General features: G+C 37.0%; 27 protein-coding genes and 2 pseudogenes. 12 read left to right on the top strand and 17 right to left on the bottom strand.

Translation table 11 applies throughout. The features are described 5' to 3' along the window. Window positions 1-36 precede the first annotated feature (36 nt). A complete protein-coding gene (locus tag F8B77_RS09660) occupies window positions 37-651 on the top strand; it encodes a hypothetical protein (RefSeq protein WP_151655178.1) in 615 nt (204 codons plus the stop codon). A 38-nt stretch (window positions 652-689) separates the two neighbouring features. Then, on the top strand, window positions 690-1,613 hold the full coding sequence (locus F8B77_RS09655) for a LysR family transcriptional regulator (RefSeq protein ID WP_151655177.1): 924 nt from the start codon (window positions 690-692) through the stop codon (window positions 1,611-1,613). 8 nt (window positions 1,614-1,621) lie between these two features. Here the strand turns inward: F8B77_RS09655 and F8B77_RS09650 are convergent, their stop codons facing one another. Next, window positions 1,622-2,725, bottom strand: a complete 1,104-nt coding sequence (locus tag F8B77_RS09650) for a 1-acyl-sn-glycerol-3-phosphate acyltransferase (RefSeq protein ID WP_151655176.1) — start codon at window positions 2,723-2,725, stop codon at window positions 1,622-1,624. A 181-nt stretch (window positions 2,726-2,906) separates the two neighbouring features. Here F8B77_RS09650 and F8B77_RS09645 point away from each other — a divergent pair, with 181 nt between their 5' ends. Next, window positions 2,907-3,524, top strand: a complete 618-nt coding sequence (locus F8B77_RS09645) for an AraC family ligand binding domain-containing protein (RefSeq protein ID WP_167512799.1) — start codon at window positions 2,907-2,909, stop codon at window positions 3,522-3,524. Window positions 3,525-3,549: 25 nt separating this feature from the next. Here F8B77_RS09645 and F8B77_RS09640 read toward each other — a convergent pair whose 3' ends face one another. Next, a complete protein-coding gene (locus F8B77_RS09640) occupies window positions 3,550-4,059 on the bottom strand; it encodes a hypothetical protein (protein WP_151655174.1) in 510 nt (169 codons plus the stop codon). Window positions 4,060-4,064: 5 nt separating this feature from the next. Continuing rightward, window positions 4,065-4,577, bottom strand: a complete 513-nt coding sequence (locus F8B77_RS09635; RefSeq protein WP_151655173.1) for a nicotinate-nicotinamide nucleotide adenylyltransferase — start codon at window positions 4,575-4,577, stop codon at window positions 4,065-4,067. A gap of 153 nt (window positions 4,578-4,730) precedes the next feature. On the opposite strand from F8B77_RS09635, the gene nadE reads away from it, so the two are divergent. Then, window positions 4,731-5,561: an ammonia-dependent NAD(+) synthetase gene (gene nadE, locus F8B77_RS09630; RefSeq protein ID WP_151655172.1), complete on the top strand. Its 831-nt coding sequence runs from the start codon at window positions 4,731-4,733 to the stop codon at window positions 5,559-5,561. A 7-nt stretch (window positions 5,562-5,568) separates the two neighbouring features. Here nadE and F8B77_RS09625 read toward each other — a convergent pair whose 3' ends face one another. Next, window positions 5,569-5,850 (bottom strand): GIY-YIG nuclease family protein, encoded by a 282-nt coding sequence (locus tag F8B77_RS09625; RefSeq protein ID WP_130049265.1) that lies wholly within the window; start codon window positions 5,848-5,850, stop codon window positions 5,569-5,571. Between the two features lie 4 nt (window positions 5,851-5,854). Continuing rightward, window positions 5,855-6,514 (bottom strand): YceH family protein, encoded by a 660-nt coding sequence (locus F8B77_RS09620; protein WP_151655171.1) that lies wholly within the window; start codon window positions 6,512-6,514, stop codon window positions 5,855-5,857. A 155-nt stretch (window positions 6,515-6,669) separates the two neighbouring features. Between F8B77_RS09620 and F8B77_RS09615 the strand changes: the two genes are divergently transcribed. Together F8B77_RS09615 and F8B77_RS09610 are read left to right on the top strand one after the other, a co-directional pair. After that, the gene (locus F8B77_RS09615) at window positions 6,670-7,077 is read left to right on the top strand and encodes a bactofilin family protein (RefSeq protein WP_130046126.1); all 408 of its coding nucleotides are present in this window, start codon (window positions 6,670-6,672) and stop codon (window positions 7,075-7,077) included. 110 nt (window positions 7,078-7,187) lie between these two features. Beyond that, window positions 7,188-7,496 (top strand): DUF496 family protein, encoded by a 309-nt coding sequence (locus F8B77_RS09610; RefSeq protein WP_130046127.1) that lies wholly within the window; start codon window positions 7,188-7,190, stop codon window positions 7,494-7,496. A 61-nt stretch (window positions 7,497-7,557) separates the two neighbouring features. Here F8B77_RS09610 and F8B77_RS09605 read toward each other — a convergent pair whose 3' ends face one another. From F8B77_RS09605 to F8B77_RS09590, 4 genes are all read right to left on the bottom strand, one after another. After that, window positions 7,558-7,998: a PAS domain S-box protein gene (locus F8B77_RS09605; RefSeq protein WP_130046128.1), complete on the bottom strand. Its 441-nt coding sequence runs from the start codon at window positions 7,996-7,998 to the stop codon at window positions 7,558-7,560. Then, window positions 7,998-9,002, bottom strand: a complete 1,005-nt coding sequence (locus F8B77_RS09600) for a response regulator (protein WP_151655170.1) — start codon at window positions 9,000-9,002, stop codon at window positions 7,998-8,000. Before F8B77_RS09600 ends, F8B77_RS09605 begins: the two co-directional genes overlap by 1 nt. A gap of 131 nt (window positions 9,003-9,133) precedes the next feature. Further along, entirely contained in the window at window positions 9,134-9,499 is a 366-nt protein-coding gene (locus F8B77_RS09595; protein ID WP_151655169.1) for an NADH:ubiquinone oxidoreductase, read from the bottom strand. Window positions 9,500-9,827: 328 nt separating this feature from the next. Next, window positions 9,828-10,379: a DUF3332 domain-containing protein gene (locus F8B77_RS09590; protein WP_151655168.1), complete on the bottom strand. Its 552-nt coding sequence runs from the start codon at window positions 10,377-10,379 to the stop codon at window positions 9,828-9,830. Between the two features lie 312 nt (window positions 10,380-10,691). On the opposite strand from F8B77_RS09590, the gene F8B77_RS09585 reads away from it, so the two are divergent. The 3 genes from F8B77_RS09585 (at window position 10,692) to F8B77_RS17970 (ending at window position 12,680) form a co-directional block, all read left to right on the top strand. Next, on the top strand, window positions 10,692-11,930 hold the full coding sequence (locus F8B77_RS09585; protein ID WP_151655167.1) for an L-lactate MFS transporter: 1,239 nt from the start codon (window positions 10,692-10,694) through the stop codon (window positions 11,928-11,930). Between the two features lie 103 nt (window positions 11,931-12,033). Further along, window positions 12,034-12,453, top strand: a complete 420-nt coding sequence (locus F8B77_RS17975; RefSeq protein WP_244298245.1) for a hypothetical protein — start codon at window positions 12,034-12,036, stop codon at window positions 12,451-12,453. Continuing rightward, window positions 12,429-12,680, top strand: a complete 252-nt coding sequence (locus tag F8B77_RS17970) for a fatty acid cis/trans isomerase (RefSeq protein WP_244298244.1) — start codon at window positions 12,429-12,431, stop codon at window positions 12,678-12,680. The genes F8B77_RS17975 and F8B77_RS17970 overlap by 25 nt, the downstream gene beginning before the upstream one ends. 65 nt (window positions 12,681-12,745) lie before the next feature. Here the strand turns inward: F8B77_RS17970 and F8B77_RS17965 are convergent, their stop codons facing one another. After that, window positions 12,746-12,904: a hypothetical protein gene (locus tag F8B77_RS17965; RefSeq protein WP_244298243.1), complete on the bottom strand. Its 159-nt coding sequence runs from the start codon at window positions 12,902-12,904 to the stop codon at window positions 12,746-12,748. 34 nt (window positions 12,905-12,938) lie between these two features. On the opposite strand from F8B77_RS17965, the pseudogene F8B77_RS18100 reads away from it, so the two are divergent. Beyond that, window positions 12,939-13,001, top strand: a pseudogene (locus tag F8B77_RS18100) (hypothetical protein); the annotation flags it as partial. Between the two features lie 710 nt (window positions 13,002-13,711). On the opposite strand, the gene F8B77_RS09565 reads toward F8B77_RS18100, so the two are convergent. The 3 genes from F8B77_RS09565 to F8B77_RS09555 all read right to left on the bottom strand — a co-directional run bounded on the left by F8B77_RS09565 (window position 13,712) and on the right by F8B77_RS09555 (window position 16,152). Continuing rightward, window positions 13,712-14,089 carry a hypothetical protein gene (locus F8B77_RS09565; protein ID WP_151655166.1) on the bottom strand — a complete coding sequence of 126 codons (378 nt, stop codon included), beginning with the start codon at window positions 14,087-14,089 and terminating at the stop codon, window positions 13,712-13,714. Between the two features lie 239 nt (window positions 14,090-14,328). Further along, on the bottom strand, window positions 14,329-15,738 hold the full coding sequence (locus F8B77_RS09560; RefSeq protein WP_151655165.1) for an NAD(P)-binding protein: 1,410 nt from the start codon (window positions 15,736-15,738) through the stop codon (window positions 14,329-14,331). A 180-nt stretch (window positions 15,739-15,918) separates the two neighbouring features. Beyond that, window positions 15,919-16,152 carry a hypothetical protein gene (locus F8B77_RS09555; RefSeq protein ID WP_151655164.1) on the bottom strand — a complete coding sequence of 78 codons (234 nt, stop codon included), beginning with the start codon at window positions 16,150-16,152 and terminating at the stop codon, window positions 15,919-15,921. A 167-nt stretch (window positions 16,153-16,319) separates the two neighbouring features. Here F8B77_RS09555 and F8B77_RS09550 point away from each other — a divergent pair, with 167 nt between their 5' ends. Further along, on the top strand, window positions 16,320-17,966 hold the full coding sequence (locus tag F8B77_RS09550) for an ABC-ATPase domain-containing protein (protein ID WP_151655163.1): 1,647 nt from the start codon (window positions 16,320-16,322) through the stop codon (window positions 17,964-17,966). A gap of 270 nt (window positions 17,967-18,236) precedes the next feature. Next, a complete protein-coding gene (locus F8B77_RS09545) occupies window positions 18,237-19,604 on the top strand; it encodes a YjiH family protein (RefSeq protein ID WP_167512798.1) in 1,368 nt (455 codons plus the stop codon). An 85-nt stretch (window positions 19,605-19,689) separates the two neighbouring features. Here the strand turns inward: F8B77_RS09545 and F8B77_RS09540 are convergent, their stop codons facing one another. The 4 genes and pseudogenes from F8B77_RS09540 to F8B77_RS17875 all read right to left on the bottom strand — a co-directional run. Next, window positions 19,690-19,938 carry a DUF3297 family protein gene (locus F8B77_RS09540; protein ID WP_130046140.1) on the bottom strand — a complete coding sequence of 83 codons (249 nt, stop codon included), beginning with the start codon at window positions 19,936-19,938 and terminating at the stop codon, window positions 19,690-19,692. Window positions 19,939-20,197: 259 nt separating this feature from the next. Next, window positions 20,198-20,722 (bottom strand): type II toxin-antitoxin system antitoxin DhiA, encoded by a 525-nt coding sequence (dhiA, locus tag F8B77_RS09535; RefSeq protein ID WP_151655161.1) that lies wholly within the window; start codon window positions 20,720-20,722, stop codon window positions 20,198-20,200. Further along, window positions 20,716-20,992, bottom strand: a pseudogene (gene dhiT / locus F8B77_RS09530) (type II toxin-antitoxin system toxin DhiT). Before dhiT ends, dhiA begins: the two are co-directional and overlap by 7 nt. A 3-nt stretch (window positions 20,993-20,995) precedes the next feature. Continuing rightward, window positions 20,996-21,190: hypothetical protein (locus F8B77_RS17875; protein WP_244298242.1), on the bottom strand; the 195-nt coding region annotated here is incomplete at its 5' end.

The following is a 21,190-nucleotide window of genomic DNA, read 5'->3' as shown; positions in this document are numbered from 1 at the left end:
TACAGTGTCAAGCCATTACTACAAAGTTATTTATCTATGCCTAAAACTATTATTACTCTTTTTGCTCTTATCTTTACAGCCTTGGTCCCCTTTTCAACTTCTGCTGAAATGTTAAATAAACATCGACTCATTAATCATATAGATAGCTATGGAAATATCAGCTTACGTAATACTAATTACACTGAACTCCCTGATAATTTAGAGCTTAAAGGTGATGTGAACCTTGCGAATAGTAAAATAAAAAAACTGCCTAAAGGTTTGGTAGTTAATGGTGATCTAAACTTAGCAAATACCGTAATTAAAAACATTCCTAAAGGCACTCAAGTAAAGGGCTACTTGAATTTAGCTGGAACCACTCAACTTAAACGCTATACCAGAGGCATTAAAGTCGCAGGTTTTATTAATTTTGCAGGGTCAGGACTCACTGAGCTCCCTCCGCGTTTAAGAGTAAACGGCGATCTAAGTGTAATACGAACACCATTAAAAACATTACCAAAACAACTTGTAGTGAAAGGCAATCTATTCCTTGGCCACTCACAAATTACGTCACTTCCTGATGATCTCGTGGTTAATGGTAATATTTATTTGGGTGGCAGACCTATTACGGTTTTTCCTGACGGCATAAAAGTAGATGGTTATATTTTTAAGTAGTATTACAATAGCTAGACATTCCTTCTCTAGGCTGAATAATGTTAGATAATTTACATCAAATGGTAATCTTTGCGATGGTAGCAAATGAGCTAAATTTTACTCGTGCTGCTGAAAAACTTGGTATTTCTAAATCGCATGTATCTAAACAAATTAAAGCGCTAGAAACACGTTTAGATTGCCAACTCGTTCAACGTAATAACCGCTCGGTCTCTATTACAAAGCTTGGTCATCAATATGCTGAGTATTGTCAAAAGCTGGTAGATACTGCTTATGAAGCTGATGCCCTACTAGATGCTCATCATGGGCGTATTTCTGGTGTATTCAAAGTAGGTATCGCTCAGTCTTTTGGTAATAGTCACATTATTCATGCATTAGCTGAATTCCAAGCTCATTTTCCAGATGTTGAATTGGAGGTTAGTTTATTTGATCATAAACCTAAATTACTTGAAGACGGTTTAGATTGCTGGATAGCAATTCATGATGATATTCCTGAAGGCATGGTGGCGAGGAAAATTGCAGATTGCCGCTTTATTGTTGCGGCTTCTCCATGCTACATTAAAGAGAATGGTTTACCATTGCGTCCAGCTGAATTAGCACAGCATAAATGCATCACTTATCATAGTAATGAACGACGCTTTAATGAGTGGGAATTTACTCGTGATGGTGTTCATCAAGTGGTTAACGTACAAAGTATTTTTAAAATAGATAACGCTTCTGCTATTTTAGATGCAACCAAAGCAGGTGCTGGCATTGCGTATTTAGCAAGCTATTTACTTGAAGATGAATTTGAAAATGGCAGTTTGATTCAAATATTAAAGGAGTGGCAGGCAGATATGGAGCTACCTATTTACGCTGTTTACCCTCGACGCCAACATTTGCCACCAAAAGTGCGTACTTTTATTGACTTTTTATCCCAACAAGTGGGTAATCCTCCTCATTGGGATAAAAAGCTTTTTAATTGAATCTCTTATTATCCCGCGTTCTTAACTGGATTTGCATAAAGCGCACGTAAAAATGGCTGCTCTTCTGCTGTTAAGTGTGACAACTTTTCTTCTAGTTCACGTTTAACTTCAGAAGTGACTTCTTCTGATTCAGTATTGGCAGCGGCGTAATTCATTGGGAATAAACGATAGCCTTGTGTAATTTCTTTGTCCATGACTGCTGCCAGTTCATCAGCCGTTTCTGGCGCAGAGGTGACAACGTCACCAAAGTGGATGTGTATGCGTTTCTTATTGCCGATAATCCCTTTAATGATGCTATCAATATCTTCAAACTCCCCTTTTTCGTAAGAGCCTAAGGTAGCCACTGCATTTAATTCTTTGGCTTTTTGAATATCTAACGGGTCATTTTCATAAGAGATAGAAACAGGAACAATTTTCAAATCATTCATATAATCAGAAAAAGCTTCTTTGCGCTTACGCCCTTCTACATGAAACATTTTTAAAATCGCAGGATCAGTAAAATCGTTACCGTCTTTTGCTCGCCCTTCTTTTTGAGCAATCCAAATAGAGTTATTGGTTTCCAAAGAGTGCTTGATATATGAAGATAGTTCACCCAACGCTTTTAGCATTTGACGTGGTGCTTTTGCTGAACGTTTAACAATAAAACTTTTGTTAAGCTTCATCAGCTCAGTACTGCACGCTTTCTTTAATAAGTTATCACCAATGGCAATTCTTACGGTTTGCATATGATTATTATATAGCACCCAATTCATCAACGCTGGGTCCATGGCGATATCACGGTGATTAGACACAAACAAATACGCTTGTTTTGGGTCTAATTTATCTAATCCAGAGTACGTAATGCCATCGGTGGTTTTTTTGACCGTTTTATTTAAGTAAGTTGCTACATTTAACTGAACGTCTTCTACTGTTGTTATTTTAGACAGTGATTTACGTAGTTTGCAACGCAGTAACGGTGCTAATAACCAAAATAAAAACTTAGAAGCAGACGGAAACTTATAGTGAAGAATCGCTGTAATGAATTCATCATCAGAAATTAAACGCTCAATAGCGGCAGGAACTTCATCATCATTGTAAGGGCGAATTTCTTGATAGATATCTTGTGTGGTCATGTTTGGACTTCTGGTTACCAAAAAAGGAAGTAGCGCGTATTCTACTTGATTTTATTCCAGTTGTACGTGATCAATTCAAGAGGTCGTACCATTGGCCATGAAATATCGCCGTAATTGATGAGAATCCGTTGATTTTTAGATAAAAACCAGTAGAGTTACGGGCTTCAAATCAGAGGTAGCTATGAAAAACGCAATTACGTTTCAGTCAGGAACACATTCACACCTTCTTTATACGGCAAGAAAAAAGAAGAATCATTATGAGCTGATTTCCGTGCAAACTGGAGCCGTACTTATTCGCCTTGGTAAATGGGAATACCTAGTGTTGCCTGGTGAATTGTTTTGGATACCTTTTGATGCTCTGTCATCAATGACGATTGTTCCTAACTCTACATTATCTACATTAATGTTCTCAATTCGCACACGTGAAACGCTACCTACTCAAGGTGGTTATATCGCCTCAACGCCTCTACTCTCAGCCGGTTTAGATAAACTTCAAGAAATAGCGATGACTGAAAATGCCAAACAGCATTTATTGCAGGTAATGCAAGATGAGTTATTAGAAGCGTCACCTCATACGGATTTATCTCCGGAATCACAGCATATCAATACTTACTTATCTCAAGTATCTGAAAATAAAGAGATAAAGTCTAGCCAGGTTTCTCCTGATATGATGATGACATTGAAAGTAAGAGAAGCGGATAAAATGCGTAAATCAGGAGCTAAGAATAGTATGATTGCGGAGCGCTATTTTTCAGGAAATGTGGAATTACTAGAACAAGCTTATACTTTATTGGATTAACGCATTATACAAACTTAGCTTGGTTTTATTGGAATGGGATTTCCAGTTGCATGAACAATTGATCATCAGCGCGATCATGCCAACGGTAATCAATTCGAAAACGGGTATTATTACCCTTTTCTTCCCCACCAAAGGCCAAGCTTAACTGTAGGCCGTGGCTTTCCAACCATTCACCATAAGAATCAAACTCTTCAATTTTTTTGTCATAATACTCTTCAGGCTGCCATACAGTAAAGCCTACCGCACTATCACTTAGGTAGCCGGTTAGTAAAGGATCATCCCCTGTACTGTAAGCCCATTTATCCCAAAATCCTTCTTCCATAACGTCTGACTTTATGTTTTCTGTTATTTCTGTTAACTGATAAATAAACTGATTCACCTCAAATAAAGGAATAAGACATTTTGAGTTGGATGAATAAATTTGACGAGAGTAGTTATCATAGCTTTCTTGTAGACAAGTCGAGTTATCCTTGGCAATTAAATCCATGGACATAGTTGTTGTTAATAAACTGATTATAGCGACTTGTTTCTTCATCGTGACTACTCGTATAAATGGTGTGCCTTTATGTAAAGTTGGACACCTTGTGTTGTTAAGTGAGTAATGTCCTCACCTTTTTTTATTGCGTTTCGTATATCAGTACTTCTGACAGGAAGTGTTTCAGGGCAAGCCATTACATTCCAGTATTTTACTATCTCATCGGCATTTGAAAACTTGTCAAACTTAAGTAAGTTGTCTGGTCCGATGATAAAGGTTATATCGGCCTCTTTATTCAATTCTTGAAGTTTTTTTAATAAAGAAAAAGTAGTCACGCTTTGCTCTGGAACATACAGTTCTTTTTCAATCAGCGATATTTCAACATTGTTAAGGGATAAGTCGTTAATAAAAGCAGATACCATCTCTATTCTGTCTTCATAAGAAAGCATTTTTTTCCCCCAGGCATGTGAAATGCTAGGAACTAATAACACTTTATCATAGTGAGTTAAACGCTCAATGACACTTTTGTGGCCTAATGATGGTGGGTTAAATGCACTACCAAATACAGCAATGTTCATGACTTTTCTCTTATTAACGGCATTATTAGTTAGCATAAGTGAAAATTTTGTCGATGGCTATCCTATAACACTATTAGGCTGTTATTAATTGTGTAAATTCAGTATGATTATTAAATTAACTGCCAACTGTCTCAATAGAGTAAAGGAATGAGAATGCAACAACTGATTGTTGAAGAAATGAAAGTTAAACCATCAATTGATCCGGTTAATGAAATTAAAACACGCGTCAATTTTATTAAGGCTACCTTACTCAAGGCTCACTGTACCTCTTTAATCCTTGGTATTAGCGGTGGTGTTGATTCAACAACATGTGGGCGATTAGCTCAGATTGCTATTAATGAGCTGAATGATGAATATGATACTAAAAAGTATCAATTTATTGCAGTTCGTTTGCCGTATGGAATCCAAAAAGATGAAGATGAAGCACAGATGGCCTTGTCGTTTATTCAGCCTTCTCATTCTATTAGCATTAACATTAAAGAAGGTGTTGATGGTTTGCATAAGGCGTCTCACATTGGCCTTGAGCATACAGGTTTACTGCCTTCTGATTCTGCAAAAATTGATTTTGTTAAGGGCAATGTAAAAGCGCGTGCACGCATGATTGCACAGTATGAAGTGGCTGGTTATGTTGGTGGATTAGTTTTAGGTACTGACCATTCGGCAGAGAATATTACTGGTTTTTATACGAAGTTTGGCGACGGCGCTTGCGATCTAGCCCCATTATTTGGTTTAAATAAACGCCAAGTGAGAAAAATAGCTGAAACACTAGGCGCACCTGAGCAGTTAGTTAAAAAAGTACCCACAGCAGATCTTGAAGAACTCGCACCACAAAAAGCGGATGAAGATGCTCTTTCTGTTACTTATGACCAGATTGATGACTTCTTAGAAGGGAAAAAAATAGATGCTGAAGCAGAAGCTAAATTAATAAAAATTTATCAACTGTCTCAGCATAAACGTCAACCAATCCCTACTATTTACGATTAATCCAATATTAATCTATAGCAGGTAACGCAACTAAATTATTGACCAAGGCTTCTTTTGAGGCTTTGGTCATTTTTTTTATGCGGTATTCGTACTTTAACGCTTGGGATTTTGATTCAACATTGTGCGACCATACTAATGTTAAAGGTCCTTTTCCGCGTAAGTACTTAGCGCCCTTTCCTGCTTTGTGCATTTCAAAGCGCCGAGATAAATTATTAGTAATACCACAATACAAACTATTTGTTTGCGTTCTTATTAGATAGAGTGTCCAATTAGATTTAATTTCTGTCATGCAATTATGAGAGAACGTCGTTTACTAATTGTTTTAACTCATCAAGTTCGGTGCGTAATTGGGATACTTCAGTTTCTAGCTGTTCAATACGCTTATTCTCTTCTGAGCTGTTTGTGTGAGTATTTTGACTCTGCTCTATAGTGACGGTGTCACTAATATCGCCACAGAACAAATGTCCATATCGAGCTTCGCGCTTTCCTGGTTCTTTCGATAATTTAACAACTTTAGGGGCGTTCTCATCTGCCGCTAATTTATTTAATACGGCTTCTACTTGTGCTACATTTTCAAATTCGCATAAACGTTGGGTACGAGTTCTTAGCTCGCCAGGTGTTTGTGGCCCACGCAGAAACAAAACGCATAATATGGCAATTTCTTGTTTTGACAGTTTAAGGCTACCAAACTCTGTATTACAAAATCGATGTTGATACTTTGCCACTCTTGAGTTACCACGAGTTTCATCAGTCACGATACGATCGTTAATTAATGTATTTAATGCATCTAAAACATCAGATTCACTCATTGATGTGACAGGGTCACGGTTGCTCTTTTGGTTACATGCCGTGGTTAATGAATTGAGTGTTAGTGGATAGTGTTCTGGTGTTGTGATTTCTTTTTCAATTAAACAACCAATAATGCGGATTTCTGTTTGGGTTATTGTTCTCATTATTTGTAATCCTTTTACTATAATCGATACTATACACAATAAAAATGTGAGCTATATTACTAAATACTGATGTTGATAATGTAATTAGTGATCCCTCTGTCTTCTATCCATGATAATATTCTTTCGTTAGTTTAATATCAATTGGAGAAACCTGTATGGGCCTTTTTAGTAGTCGGTCTACCGCAGCATCATTATCTATTATTGCCAAAGGCTGTCGTGTAACAGGTAATATTGAATCAGATCAAAGCATTCAAATTGACGGCTTTGTTAGTGGGAATATCTTTACAGAAGCGGAAGTAATTGTAACGCCGACTGGTAGAGTTCAAGGTGACATAAACGCTGGATTAGTACTTATTAATGGTCTAGTTGAAGGTACTTGCCAAGGTGGTGAAGTAAGTATCCAGCCAAAAGGAAAGTTCAAAGGCACAATGCAAACTCAGCATTTGACTATTGAAAAAGGTGGCTTACTTATTGGTGAAAACCGTGAAGTTGTTGAGTCAGAAAAAGTAACTCTTATCTCTAAAAATGAAACAGCAGACATTGAAGAGAAAAAAGCGGTTTAATTTATCGGTTAACTGTTTTTTTTAGCACTGTATTGATCTTGTTATTGTTTTCAATGTTGCATTTATGATTTAATCAAGAAAGTGGCTATTACATATTATAGGAAATAAAAATGAATAACGTTTTTGAAATCATCAACCAAGCACGTCGTAAAAATAAACTAAAGCGTGAGCTACAAGATAACCAAAAGAAAATTCGTGATAACCAAAAGCGTGTGACTCTTTTAGAAAATATGCTGGATTATATTCACCCTACAATGTCTACAGACGAAATCATTGCAGTTGTTCAAAATATGAAAGCTGATTATGAAGACCGTGTTGATGACCACATCATCAAAAGTGCTGAGATCTCTAAATCACGTCGTGATATCAGCCGTAAGATCCGTGAACTGACAGAAGCGGATAAGAAAGCAAATAAATAAGTTTAAATAAAATGGAGACTATCGTGTCTCCATTTTTTTGTCTTATTTATCGCATTTTCATTTATTTGTTTAGTGTTTCAGCCAATGCCTCTGCGGTAACATCTTCAACAGCAAGAAACATAGATTTAATCTCCCCTGTTGTACTTCGCATTGGGTTTAATGTGACATTCTGATACATAAAGTGACTTTGTTGAGTTATCGGTCGAACATTACGACAGTGAAATAAATAAGGCCTTTGTCGCCAAATAACAAAACTTCGTGTACCCAGTTCAAAAACTGGCTTTGACTTTGCTTTAAACCAAGAGCTATCTATCTCTGGGAATATTTCAAATAATGACTTTCCCATTACATCATGGGCTTGTTTGCCACTATGGTGTGTCATAAAGCCATTCCAAAGATGAACATTGAATTCTTTATCAACTACGATTAAGCCAAGGTCAACATTTTGTACCATGTCAACCATCCAGTGAAATTGTTCAAACTCAGCAGGAATACCATTCATTATTCATCATCCAGTAAGTAAGCTAGTTTATTATCTAATATAGGTAATGACTCATCGACAATCATTAAAAGTAAATCGCACTTAATGTTTGTATTATCAATACTGTAACTTACCTCAAATGCCATAATACGATTGAACGACCCTTTGGTTGATTCAATAACACTGTTCACCGAAACATGTTGACCAAGAAGAACTGGGGCGCTTTGAAAGAATCTAACCTCTGCTTGCTCACCAATTCCTTTTAAGAATGCCCCTACTAAAATATTAGACACATCCATCAATAACTCTAGTTCTAAGCTATTCTCTGTTACTTCGGGGTAATCCATTAATTTAGTTAGATCTGTTACGCTTGAATCGCTTAACAGTACCAAGGCTTCTCCTGCGATTCCTTCACCACTAAATCCTTGACATACTCCTGACATATTTTCATTGCTGGCCAAATGACGAAGTGTCATCTGAAGTTCGCTCATCTCAAATAAATTCACGTTTGGCAAAGGCATATGAACAAAAACATCGAAATGACGAGCCAAAGAATCAGCTGCTCGGCCAATTGCAACATTAGCGACTTCTAAATATATATCACGGCGACGAAGTTGAATAGACGTTACTGGTTGTGCCAAATAAGTCGCTTGAACTTCAGGTTTAATGCTAATTGAACCTAGTGTGGAAATTAATGTAGGCTTATCAACAGGTTTTTTTATAAATGCTTTAGCACCAAGTTCTGCTACTTTTTGTTGCGCTTTTGGTTGAATATCACCTGAAACAACAACAACTTGAGTTGTTATCCTGCGTGCTCTCATTTCTTCTAATGTGCCATAGCCATCCAACTCAGGCATGGTAAGGTCAAGAAATAAAAGATCGTATGACTGAGCTTCAAGCTTAGAAATGGCATCCCAACCGTGTTGAGCAAATTCAATATTTGCTCCCCATGAAGAAGGTATCACTCGTGCTAATTGTTTACGAGCAAGTGCTGAATCATCGCAAATTAAGATGGAAATCGCCATCTACAACCCTTTTTTTAATAAAACTATCATTACTATATCAAGGAATGATTATTATAGATACGGTATAGCATAATTCAAAAATAAAAAAGGAGCCTAAGCCCCTTCTTTTCAATGGCTAGCAGAGGTTTATATTAAGCCGCGCCTGAATGTCTATTTAGTAACTGTTGCGATATTTTACGATCTTTAATTTTAAACCATAAATATGTTGCTACGATTGAAAAGAATAGATAAGAAACAGCAAAAATAAATGGTGAAGTAATTAATTCTGCATCCACAGCCATCATAACTCCTACGATAGTTACCGCCATTTTTGAAAATAGTCCAAGCAGTAAAAGTACTAAAGCAAGTTGTGGATATTTTGTTGTTCTAAATGCAAACCAGTGACAACAACCAACCGCAAGTGTCGCAATACTTAAGCCTAGGATAAAGGAATGAAAATGCTCAGCAGCTGCAACACCGCCTATAGTAGAGAGTAAGAAGATAAATAATAGTTTCATAAACACCTCGAAGATAAATTGAGAGCATCCCTTCAATTTTGAAATCTTTGTTTACGTAGTATTTTATCGCTTTTTATTGGAAATTCAACTAAGGGAAAAATGGAGGTTGTTGCGTAATTGTTGCGCAATCTCATTAGGATTTAGCCTTTAAAGAGTAAATGCTGAACTGCAGTAATATAGTCTTATATATGAAGCGCAATTTGTTACTTAATGGTTAAATTAAACGTTAAAATAAAAATAGAAATAAATGAATTTTTTTGAAGTAAAGCAAAAAAAAAAGCACTCAATCACTTGAGTGCTTTTTATCATGAAAGAATAGAAGCATATATTATGCTTGAGAAGCCGCTACATAGTTTTCTAACTCTTCAACTTGTACTGTTGTGATGTAGTTTCCATCTAAGTAAAATGCAACGCTATCATCTGTCTTCTCACCACGCAGCACTTGTTGAGTACCATCTAGTAGTGCAACGTGCATCTCTAATGTGTTTTCATCGATTTGATTAAACGAAGCATTTTTTACATTGTTATTTACTTGAAGTGGCGCAATTGGTGCTTTGGTCATTGATGAATCAATTTTATCATTTACTTTAAAAACAGCACCACCAACATTGGTATCTACTACTGCTGGGCTTTTACCTGTAATGATGTTTTTACCAGTCCAAAATTCAATTGAGTTAAATACAAATAGATCGGCAAATGCAGCAACACCATATACAGGCGCTAATAGAATATAAAGCCCAGCACGACCATAACGGTTATCTACTGCTTTTAAGTTACCAAATGCAACAAGTTTTGATACACCCATTTGACCCATACAACCTGTAAGTGTTGTGATGCCTAGAGTAACTGCCACTGCGATTTTAAGTTTTTTGAAGTTCATATTTGCTCATATTATTTGGTTAGGTTTTAACGCGGCGGATACTATCAAGCAATTAATTGTAAAAATAGATGTTAGATCATAAATTTACATAAACCTGACAATTTAATGCCGATCTCGTCATTGTTTTGACTGTGTCAAATATGGAATATTAGATTGAAAAAACATGGTGTAATTTTCATACAAACTATTCCAATGAACACAAAGTGCTGATAAACTCCGCGCTCATTAATGTGACGTAAGTCATTTTTATATAAGTACAATCAAAAAAACATACATTAAATTGTAATAAACTTTCAACTCACTGAGATTGCGATGAAAAATATCGATAAAGCAATGCGTATCCTGCTTGCAGGCTTCTGTATTAACCTATGTTTGGGAATTCTTTACGCATGGAGCGTATTTAACAAGGCTCTTGTTACTGATATGGGCTGGACGGCATCACAAGCCTCTCAACCTTATGCAACTGCAACAATCACTTTTTCTATCTGTCTTCTTGTTGCTGGTATTCTTCAAGATCGCATGGGCCCACGCTTAATTTTGATCTTCGGTACAATCTTAGTTGGCCTAGGTATGATCGCATCAAGTTTTGCTGACACTGTTTTTATGCTTAACTTAACGTTTGGTGTGATGACTGGTGCTGGTATTGGCTTTGGTTACGCTTGTCTTGCGCCTTCTGCTATGAAGTGGTTCCATCCTTCTAAGAAAGGCATGGTTAATGGCTTAATCGCTGCTGGTTTTGGCCTTGCTGCTATTTACTTAGCGCCTGTTACTTCAGCATTAATTTCAATGTATGGTATTCAAACAAGTTTCTTAGTTCTTGGTGTTGCGATTCTTATTATTGCTGTTCCATTAGCAACAACTATCAATAACCCACCAGAAGGTTACCAACCTGAAGAACCAAAAGTAAAAGCAGGCAAAGCTGCGGTTACAACACGTACACCAATGGATTTAAACTGGAAAGCAATGCTTAAAACACCTCAGTTTTATTCTTTATGGATTATGTATGCATTTGCCGCATCTGCAGGTCTTATGATCATTGGTAACATTACTACTATCGCAAGTATGCAAGCAAACCTACCTAATGCGGTATATTTAGCATCACTTCTTGCTATCTTTAATTCAGGCGGTCGTGTGGCAGCTGGTATCCTGTCAGATAAAATTGGTGGTGTTAAAACACTACTTATTGCATTTGTTCTTCAAGGTGCAAACATGGCATTATTTGGTATGTACGACAGTGAATTAATGCTAATTATTGGTACTGCAGTTGCCGCTGTTGGTTATGGTACGCTTCTAGCTGTATTCCCATCACTTACTGCTGAATTCTACGGTCTTAAAAACTACGGTACCAACTACGGTGTGCTTTACACATCATGGGGTATTGGTGGTGCTATCGGTGCAGCAGTTGTAGGTTACTCTATGACACAAGGTGGTGATTACGCTCTGGCTTACACTATCTCTGCGGTAATGGTTGGTGTTGCTATTGTTCTAGCATTAATTACTAAGCCAATCACAGAAGAAAAAGCACAACAGCTCAGCCCTGCTACTGTTTAAAACTCTTAGTTAAATCAAGCCCGTTTATCGAAAGGTAAACGGGCTTTTTTTGTTTTTTTTCGCATTTATTATTACAATAAAATTTTCCCCCTTTATTTCATGGATGCCGTTATGTTTTTCAAACGCCCATTATTTCTACTTTTCTGGTTGTGCGACATACGCAACGTACAATTACGATCAGCTGTTTGGAAAGTCACAAGTACAACAAAGGGTCTATGATTATCAATCCCCTGAAGGTATTGACTATTTAACGGATATCAAACCAATCTTAGATAACCGATGTGTTGTTTGCCTTACTCCTATTTTAAATGAACGTGAGCAAAGTAGTATTGCTAATACTGAAGCGGGTGTGATGGCTCGCATGCTTACTTTAAAACAAAATAATCCACTTGCTAAAGACGATCAACTGCAAGGTTACGATTTTTCAATAGACCGTGAGCAGCATGCCCTACTATTGAAGAGATTGCTGATTATGAATCACAGTACCCAGCATGGGGCATGCCTTATGGGATGCCAGAGTTAAATACTCAGGAACATGATTTGCTGTATTCTTGGCTTGAGCAATATGAAAAAATGAATGACATAAAGCCTTTAACTGATCATGAAGTTACGTTGATCAATCAATGGGAATCCTTCTTTAATAGCGATTCATTAAAGCAACAACTCACAAGTCGCTATCTGTACGAGTATCTGTTTCTTAATAATTTGTATTTTCATATTGAACCATCGCATTTACGTTTTTTAAATTAGTTCGTTCTTCGACTCCACCAGGGTAACCGCTGTCATTAATAGTGACTCGAAGCCTTATGATGACCCTAACGTTGACCGTATTTATTACCGCTCGTTGCTGTTCGCAGTACAACTGCTGATAAACACATATGCCATACTTTCTTGATAAGAATCGCTATCAAAAATGGCAAGAATGGTTTGTAAATAATAGTGACACTGTAACCAACCCATCGAAGTTCAGACAAGTTTTGGGCTTACAGTGATGAAGTAAGTCAATGGTATCGAGAGCACTACCCTGTTGAAGCAGGTTTATTTGATTATAATCGCTTTGATAATCGTTAATTATTAATATGAACTATTGAAAGTCCAGAGTTATGAAGTAACACTGGACTTTTTAAAAGGAATACTTTTGTTAGAGCCATTATTTATTAATTCGCTGAATGCATTCAATGATAATTATAAAGCGCTTTGTCAGCATCATTACCCGACTATTCACAATCGGGGAATGTCCTTAGTGCATTTACGTGCTGCGTTTCAGCGACGATTACAGGTATTAGTAAAACAAGAATATACTGATGTAAAATGCTCATTGCACTCTTGTGGTAGCAGCCATAACCTTTACATTTATACGATTGTAATAAACAATAAAAAACATGGGTAATTTATCCACAATTTCTTAATGCAAAAACGGAAGCTAAAGATCAAATTTTTTCGGCTATAACACAGTTAGTTAAAGAGAGTGACATCAAATGCTCAGACCTCCTTGCTACTTTGTGTGACCATTAGTAAGACAGAACTCGTAGCAGCAAAACACTCTATCATTGGTGGACTGGTAATTTATCTAAGGTGGAGCCAAACTTTAAACATCAAGGAATTAACAATTTAATTCCAGAAGAAAATGATGATCTCGCCATTATTATGCAACAAACGTTTCAACTCACATGCATTAATTGCTCTATTTTCCATCCATTAGAAACGACTAACAAGCATACGCTGCTAAAATATTTCCTTTGTTTCGCTTTGTTCGAATGTTCTACAAACTAAAAGTACTTCTAACCTAACGGTTCCTGTTTGGGATCATTATTGATGTGCTCAATATTAATAACCCCTCTACACCCTAGATTTTCAATTTGCGTCTTATGTAACTGCGTAGTTAAATAAAAGCCGTATTGATAGCAAGTATCACCCGCTTGATTTTTAAATTCTTTACGATAGACAATGTTCCCCATCATCGCAGGAAAAGAACGGATCCTTAATTCACAACAGCCTTCCTGAAGCTTCCGTTCGCTGGTAAATCCAAACCCTTTTTTTGATACATCCATCAACTTAACACTGACAAATGGCATTAATCGATGTGCCCAAAAAATTTTTGCATTGACTGATTTTTTACATTCAAATCTAGGCCAACGGCGTTTCAGTAAAAATTCCACATATCACCTTGATGAGATTACTATGTAGCTATTTTCAACAAAAAAACGAGATAATTCAATCAAATTATCTCATTTTCCACCACCGTACGGCATAAACTATTGTAGTTCAAAGTGATAATGCACATATCTATATAAAAAGAGTATAAAAGTGGCGTCTATATCATGCTCATAATTAATGTTGGCATGCATTTAAACCCCAGAACACTGCACTGTTACTTGGTTCGCATTTACTGTTAAACTTAATATATTTGTGCCAACTCTACGGGGTAACCGCGTTCTTTTGCTAATACTTCTGCTTTCTTTTCAACGTCTTCTATAGTAAAAATTAACGCTGATTTTTTATTTTCTTGTAAATGTATTAATTGCGCTATTTCTTTAGCGCATGTTATCGCAGAAGATGCTTTGACAATTTCAGCCCTAAAGTAACCGTCAGATGTATAGGATATATTTGCTGCTCTTAATGTAATGTCATCGCCAGGTATTTGTTGAGCGCCATATAACGGTTTTCCGGCGGGTATTGCTTGTGCAAATTCTGGCATAAATTGAGCTAAATGGTTGATGGCCTTTTGTGTTCTTTCTTTTTGGATTTTCGGATCCCAACCTTGATTAATTTTTTTATTAAACTCTTTCGGTAGTTTAGGTTGCGCTGAAAGGTGACAAGAGCTAGAGAGCCCATTCTTAAATAAAGTAATTTCTTCTGTCATACCATGTAACTGAAAAAAACCATTTGGATACGGAGTAAATTGAGCCATGCCTTGAGGTGTCCCCCGTTCTCCATGAAAAATTATTTCTGGCCATTTACCATTATTTACATTGCCCCACTGTGCAACGTATGCAGCTTTAAACTCAACAAATCTCTTTTTAGGCTTATTGGCAAGATCGTCGATTATGCCTGTTTTAAAACCGGCGCTGTTAATCACATAATCAAACATTTCTGAATGTGTTTGGTTCTCTTTTGTATAGCTTAAAACCCAACCGCCATGATCTTCTTCATTTTTGACCACCCCATTTACTGAGTTGGCAAAATTTAGGGTTACGTTGCTTTGATTTGATAATGTTAATTGTGCTGTCGCCGCCATACGAAAGACACTTAATCCATATTCTTGAACAAGCACAATTGGGTATTTTAATTGATTCAGGTCGACTTGTTTGGAAAAAGCAATTAACCAATCATCAAGTGTTTTAGGGTTATTAGTTAGAGGGTATGATGCAATTCTTTTCAGGTCTAATTTTGAATAAGTTTTAAAGTAATCAGATGCAGGACCAAAAACTTGATTACTTTCATCATCTTCTATTAATTTAGAATAGATTTTCTGCAAAAGCTTTAGACGAGGTAATAACGCCTCAGGTTGACCTTTATCGGCTGTAGGGATTGCGATAATAGTTGGCCGCTCATTTAATGTATGAGGAAAGTAACGTACGGTCTCAATAGATTCAGAGAGTAACGTAGTACATTGTTCATCAGAGATCTCTCGGTATAAATTCCCCCCTGCATGAAGGTGACATATTGGCGGCCCATTAACTAAACTTGTGCCTTCTTCAAACAGAATAATATCAACATCATACTCAGATAAATACATGGCAATGCTTGAGCCCGCTATCCCGCCACCAATAATGGCAATTCTCTTACGTGGTTGTCTTTTGTCCATCTTATTTTTATTTATCCAAGGCTATTTTTATTGACTTATGTATTTTACTTCGCGTCACAAAAAAATAATAGGATATAACAATAAAAAGCTTGCTATAGAGGCATTTATTTTAAATTTCATAGTGTTAAGTGGTTATTCAAATAGTTACCCACAGAAAATGTGGATAACTGTGAGTAACTCTTATCCCCAAAGTGTTAAATTCAGAATGCGTACAAGTACACCAATAAAAAATAAGCTGACGCCAATCCGATACCATTTATGCTCTTGGAGAGACAGATCAATTCTTTTGACAAAAAGTAGACATGCTCCACCCCAATCTGCGGTTCGTTTTCCATACAGTGAAATAGCAAGCAAAAGACAAATAATTCCTGAGCCAATAAATATATTTTCTAAAATAGTAACGATAGCATTCATACTGTACTCCTTTACGTCTAATTAGCATTACTATGACTTGAAACTCTTAGAAAAGTAAATTAGCCAATAGTCGTAGAGTTATTTTTTCATATCTGCATGAAAGAAGTTCTTATTATGACGGGCTTTTTGTTATACTGCTCACAACTTTATTTGATAATGTGAATGTAATGGAACATCTTGAAGCCAAACTAAAAAAATTAGAAAAAAGAAACTATCGTAGCTATACCTCTATTAAAGGGGAATATGATTTCACTGACTTCACTTTATCTATTGATAATGTTCAATCTGATCCCTACGCGCCGCCGTCACGATTAAGAGCTAAACGTGCATGGTCACTTACACATCTTCAATGGCTGCAAGAAACCTCTCTTGATTACCAGCGTGCTGCAAGGGACTTTCTTGCTCGCCACTTTAGTCAATTGCTTGAGAAAGACACGACACTTTCAATTGCGCTTTCTGGCCAAACTGTTTTAGATCATACGTCAGTTATTTTTGATGATGAAGGGATTGAACTTCGTTATAACATGAACTTGCCTGCTGATGGTCGCGAGATCTTAGCTAAACGCGCGATTAATATTTTGACATTTCATATGCCAAAATATATCCGCCGTACTTTATTAGCCCGCGAATTACCTATTGATGAGCTTAAAGCCCACTGTCAAGTTATCGTTGATCAAGTCGCGTTGCGTCGTCAGTTATCTGACAATAATTTAGTCGCTTTCGTTGCTAATGGCAGTATTTTACCGCGTATTGCTGGTAATAATGATCGCCCAATGAAAGACGCAATTCCATTCCAAAGCCCTGCTTCTCTTGAAGTAGAGTTATCGACACCGAATCGCGGTCTTATTAAAGGCATGGGGATCCCAAAAGGTATCACTCTGATTGTTGGTGGTGGCTTCCATGGTAAATCAACGTTATTAAATGCCTTGGAGCGCTCTATTTATGATCACATCCCTGGTGATGGTCGCGAATATATCGTTACTGAAGAGTCAACGGCTAAAATTCAAGCAGAAGATGGCCGTTGTGTTCATAGTTTGAATCTTTCAAACTACATCAACCACCTTCCTATGGGTAAAGATACGACGTGTTTCTCTACTCAAGATGCATCGGGTTCTACGTCACAAGCTGCGTGGCTTCAAGAGTCTTTAGAAGCTCAAGCAAAAACATTATTAATTGATGAAGATACGTCTGCTACCAACTTCATGATCCGTGATGAGCGCATGCAAGCACTAGTTAATAATGGAGCTGAGCCAATCACGCCATTAGTTGATCGTATTGGTCAACTTCGTGATGAGTTAGATGTATCAACTATCCTAGTTATGGGTGGCTCTGGTGATTACCTTGATGTTGCCGATACCGTGATTCAAATGCATGATTACCAAGCCGTTGATGTCACTGTAAAAGCAAAGGAAGTGGTAGCGACTCATCCTACAACGCGAGTTCGTGAAGGTTCTGAGCATTTATTACCAACTCAAACTCGTCAGTTAAACCGCTCTTCTCTTCAGGCTATTTTGCAAGAAGGTAAATTCCGTATTCAAGCAAGAAACAAGAATACGCTTCGTTTTGGTCGTGAATTAGTTGATATTACCGCCATGTCTCAGCTGCAATCTTCCGCTCAGCTTCATGCTATCGGTTGGATGTGGTTCCAGTTATCTCAAACACCAGGTTGGGAATCTAACCCTGTTGAATTTATTGCTCAGCAACTTCATGATAATTGGCATGAGTTGATGCCTAAGCATGGTGATTTAGCTAAACCTCGAGTGATTGAAGTTATGGCAACATTAAACAGAATGCGAGTTGCAGACTTTAAATAACTCACTTATCAATTATAGCCTCCAATCACGGGGGCTTTTTTTATATTTAATTTTTAGAATGTAACAAAAAACAAACAATTCAGTTGCATTTTAAATGCTATCCAATAGTTATCACCACGTATAAGTGAATAAATACTTTTTTTTAATGAATAGTATTCCACTTTTTAAAAAAACAGTGTACTCTCCGTAATAACTGAATGAATACGGAAGTTTAGTGAATAATAATGCTAAGGATTAGCTTTTTATTAACTAGTTGTAATTGAGAGATTTATGCAAAATTCAAGTGAGATACCCCAAATGAGCAAGAAGAAGAATCTTCTAATGTTTCTTATCCCATCGTTGATTGGCCTATTCCTATTTATGGCTCCAATCACTTATAACGGTGATATCACCATTCCTGTTGCTGTATTAGCAAAATCAATTCAAGCTTTGTTTGGTGAGTATCTAGTTGCAATAGTTACTGGCATCGTTATGTTGATGTCTGTGGTTACCATTCTGGCTAAGATTATTAAGCCTAGCATTATCACAAATAACGACTTTTTATTTGGTTTACTTAACCCTACCCCTCTTTGGTTTGTGGTTCGCTTAATTGGCGGCATCGCTGCTGCAATGGTTTTCTTTCAAGTTGGTCCTGAAGCGATATGGGAACCAAATACAGGTGGTCTAGTTCTTAACGATCTGTTGCCTGTTTTATTCTCTGTCTTTATTTTTGCGGGATTACTGCTTCCTTTATTGCTTAACTTTGGTTTATTGGAATTGTTCGGTGCTCTTTTAAGTAAAATTATGCGCCCTGTTTTCAATTTACCTGGTCGTTCAGCTATTGATTGTATGGCTTCTTGGTTAGGTGATGGTTCTGTTGGTATTCTTTTAACAAGTAAGCAATATGAAGAGAAGTTTTATACTCAACGTGAAGCTGCTGTTGTTGGTACGACGTTCTCTGCTGTGTCTATTACCTTTAGCTTAGTGGTTATTGCGCAAGTTGAATTAGAAAGCTATTTCTTACCATTTTACTTAACGGTATGTCTAGCCGGTGTTGTTGCGGCAATTATCATCCCTCGCCTGCCTCCTCTTAGCCGTAAAAAGGACCTGTTTATCGATGGTTCTGAACGCGCTGTTGATGCTGAAGTTATCCCAGAAGGCTATACGACTTTTTCTTGGGGCCTTGAACAAGCAATGAATAAGGCTTCAAAAGTAACTTCTATTCGAAGTGTGTTTGGTGAAGGCGTTAAAAACGCAGTTGATATGGTTTTTGGTGTATTACCTGTTGTTATGGCGCTTGGTACTATTGCTTTGGTGATTGCTGAATATACTTCTGTATTTTCTGTATTGGGCCAACCCTTTATTCCTTTCTTAGAATTACTTGGTGTTCCTTATGCGGTTGAAGCATCTCAAACCATTGTCGTTGGTTTTGCTGATATGTTCATTCCATCAATTATTGCGGCGTCTATCGATAGTGAGATGACTCGCTTTGTTATCGCTGCTATGTCTGTGACTCAACTTATCTACATGTCTGAAGTGGGTGCTTTACTTCTTGGTAGTAAAATCCCTGTAAATATTTTTGAACTGTTTGCTATCTTCATTCTACGTACGTTGATTACGTTACCTGTGATTGCAGGTATGGCACACTTAATCTTTTAATTAAGTAAATACATAATAACTATAAAAAAGGCAACTTCTTTATGAGGTCGCCTTTCTTTATTTAGAACGGTGTGAAGTTAATTACTTACTTGTAGAAAGCTTCAACAGTACCTTTTAATTTGATTAGCATTGGTTGGCCACGGCGATCTAATGCTTTTGGTGATGGGATTTTAACCCAGCCTTCACTGATACAGTATTCTTCAACATCTGTACGCTCTTTACCATTAAGTTTGATACCAATGTGATATTCAAAACACTCTGCTACATGATGCGGACTGCGTGGATTACCAGAAAGGTGATCTGGTAAAGCTGGTTGAGATTTGATATCGTTCATGTTCGTTGCCTGTGAAAATAAAAAGTGCGCCATTGTAGTCAATATAAACATAAGGCTCAATAGTTATGTCTGATTATAATCTTAACCGATACTGTAGTTCTAACTTAATGTGGTGTCTACAAAACGTGGGTAACTCCATGAGCTAACGCCTGCATAACACGTTTACTACTATGCAATTATACTTAAAATTTACGCCTTAAAACGAGAAACACCCGACAACCTGAGATGCCGAGTGTAGTAAATCGTGTTGATGCATTTGTTACATGCGGCTCAAAGAATGAGCAGAAACTCTATCTTTAGCCAATTCAATAACTGCATGACCTAATTGAACCAAAGTACCAAAACTTGGTGTCGTTTCAGGTTTTAATGAACGATAAGCACTCGTTCTACTTTTAATTCCTGCACGCTCAATTACAACACTGTGGCCAAATTGTTCAACATAAGAACGAATAGCCGCTTGCAAAATGTCAGCTCGACCTTCTTGCATTGAATCCCATGAAGCCTGCTTTATTACCATTTCCATTTCTTTAACGTCAAAAGGCGTTAAATCAGATTCAGCATAACTACCAACCGTGATTTCTTTTAACGTTGCCGCTGATAATTCAACACCACTCCAATCAAGAGAGCCATCAGCAGTTAATGCAAACTTTTGAAAATTAGTCACATGCCTAAATGCTTCTTTTTGGAAATACTCAGTTAAGTTAGCTTCACCGGTATAACCGTCACTAAAAGTAAGCTCAAGTGTAAAATCAGCTACCAAATCAACATCAATTACTTTCAACATACGTCACCTATAATTTACCCGGATTAATACCAGCAACTGATGTTTCCACATTGCCATCAATTTTACTCGATTGCTTTCAATGTGAGCTTCTGCTCGTTTTCGTTGCTTATTTGGTAAATAACCCTCTAAGCACTCACCTGTTTGAATTGCTATGATTAGCTCATAGCTACCATATTTGACATGAATATGAGGTAATTTATGCTGCTTGTTATCAAAAAAATACAAACAAAATGAAAGCCCAAGCAATGCATCTATTCTCTGGCATAGCAACCTCTAATTATCAAATCTGGTTAAACTATAACACTGTATCTCAAAGGAGACAACTTTGGCATGTAACGCCTGCATAACACGTTTGCTACCATGCAGATTAAGCCCAAATTTACCACTTAATACGGTAAACTCAAAGAAACCTAGAATGCCGAATGTAGCAAATCGTGTTGATGTATTTGTTATATTCACTCTTACGTC

The organism is Aliivibrio finisterrensis (genome assembly GCF_008933155.1).
In the GTDB taxonomy this organism is placed as follows: Bacteria; Pseudomonadota; Gammaproteobacteria; order Enterobacterales; family Vibrionaceae; genus Aliivibrio; species Aliivibrio finisterrensis.
This window is presented reverse-complemented; position numbering and strand designations above follow the sequence as displayed.